A 1995-nucleotide genomic window follows, 5' to 3' on the forward strand; every position below is an offset into this window, starting at 1 on the left:
GCGCTCGCGGCGGCGGCCGCGGTGTGGGCCGCGAGGGAGACCCGAACCGTCATGCGGAGTTTCGACGAGCCTCCCCCGCGGTTCACCCACCGGCTTCTCCCGCGGGGGATCGTGAACGCGTCCCCGGCTCGAGAGGAGTGAGACGTGACGGTCCCCGCGACCACACATCCGAGGTCCACGGTGTCCACCGGGAGCAGGGTCGTCGCCCACCGGGGGGCGTCGGCCGAGTATCCGGAACTCACGCTCGTCGCCTATGAGAAAGCCCTCGAACAGGGCGCGACGGCGCTCGAGGTGGATGTACGGCTCACCGCGGACGGAGTCCCCGTGCTCCTCCATGACCCGCGGACCGCACGCGTGGCGGACCGCGACCTGTGGGTCCACTCCACCACTCTCGACGAGTTGTCGACCCTCGACCTCGGCTCCTGGCACCCGGTGCACCGCAGGTCCGAGCCGCTTCTCACCCTGCGCAGTCTTCTCGTCATGGCCGAGGCGTACCCGCACGTGAAGTTGTTCCTGGAGACCAAGCACCCCGTGCCCACCGGTGGTCGGGTCGAGGTCGCGCTCCGGGACGAGCTGAGGTACTTCGGGCTGGATCGCCCCGCCTCGCACGCCGAGTCCCGGGCGCTCATGATGAGCTTCTCCGTGATGGCGGTACGACGGTTCCGGCAGTTGGCCCCGCAGGTTCCGACGGTGCAGCTGCGCGAGCGGGGCAACGTCCTCAAGTCGTGGCCGGCCGAGGGGTTCGGCGCCCAGTTGATGGGCCCCAGCATCGGGGCACTCCGTGCGCGTCCCTGGCTGGTCGACTACTGGAGGTCGCGGGGGATGGGCACCTACTGCTGGACCGTCGACGACCCGGCCGACATGCTCCTGTGTCGCGACCTCGGCGTGGAGTGGGTGGCGACCAACGTCCCGTCACGTGCCCGAGCCGTCCTGGACGGGCCCGCCCGCAGTTCCTGACCCGCCGGACGGGCCGCGCTGACGCACCGTATCGTTGTGCCCGTGGGTAGACGTCAGCGCCATAATGAGCCCAAGTCCGGCGGCAACCGCCAGGCCAAGATCGCCGCTCGCGCGGCCGAGCGTGAGGAACTGAGCACCCAGCCCAGGCCTTTCGCGGGGTTCGCGGGGGAGTGCGACATGGTCGCCATGCGCGAGTTCGTTCCGTCGGCGACCGCGCGGCTGACCACCAGTAGCCAGAAGCGCGAGATCACCCTGGCGACCGTCCTGCCCGGCGCCATCGCCGGACTGGTGCGTGACGAGGAGCTGGGCGGCGAGGCCATGGTGGGTCTGCAGGTCCAGGTCCACGGGCCCGATCCGGCGGCCGACCTGGCGTACGCGGTGGACTGGGCCTCTCGCGCAGGGGGCGGTGAGACGCTGAACACCTCCCATCCGGACGAGTCCACCCCGGCGTTGGAGGACGTCGTGGTCAAGGACGCGCCGCTGGAGATCGTGGTGCACGGAGACTTCTCGTGGTGGCTCGCCGAGGGAGCCCAGGTCCGTCCCGAGATCGCGCAGGCGATCAAGAACGCCGACGAGGTCATGATGCCCTCGGCCCGGGTCGCGGCGGACGGCATCGAGGCCGCCTGGTGGGTCGACGCGGGCGAGAAGGCCCACATCCGGTGGGTGCGGCCGGAGGACGAGGACGCGCTGTTCGAGGCCCTCGCGCGCGTGCACTCCGCCGGCGGCCTCCACCTGGGCGATGGGTCGCGTTTCGCGGGGTCCTTCCGCACCCACGGGGTGCTCGTGCCGGTGTTCGACCTGGACCCGGAGATGCACCACCAGGAGTGGGCGCCGGGACTACTCGAACTCGACGCGCGACTGGCTGAGGCGTTGGCGAAGGACGGCCCGCTCAGCTCCGACGAGCGCGCCTCGCGGGACGGTCTCCGGGCACGCCAGGTCACCCTGCGCTGACCGGGCGCCGATCCCAGACCGGCACGGACCCCCGGTCGGGCCCGGGGGCCTCTAGTATCCCCTCGGGCGACCGGCAGCCGGCGGGTC

The 1995-nt window shown here is 71.6% G+C and carries 2 protein-coding genes; both read left to right on the forward strand.

Translation table 11 applies throughout. The features are described from left to right. The first annotated feature begins 144 nt into the window (after window positions 1–144). Window positions 145–957 carry a glycerophosphodiester phosphodiesterase family protein gene (locus G6026_RS12150; RefSeq protein ID WP_182613330.1) on the forward strand — a complete coding sequence of 271 codons (813 nt, stop codon included), beginning with the start codon at window positions 145–147 and terminating at the stop codon, window positions 955–957. A 42-nt stretch (window positions 958–999) separates the two neighbouring features. Next, window positions 1000–1908: a DUF5926 family protein gene (locus G6026_RS12155; protein ID WP_182613331.1), complete on the forward strand. Its 909-nt coding sequence runs from the start codon at window positions 1000–1002 to the stop codon at window positions 1906–1908. Window positions 1909–1995 lie beyond the last annotated feature (87 nt).

It is taken from the genome of Dietzia sp. DQ11-38-2, from assembly GCF_014145055.1.
Classification (GTDB): domain Bacteria; phylum Actinomycetota; class Actinomycetes; order Mycobacteriales; family Mycobacteriaceae; genus Dietzia.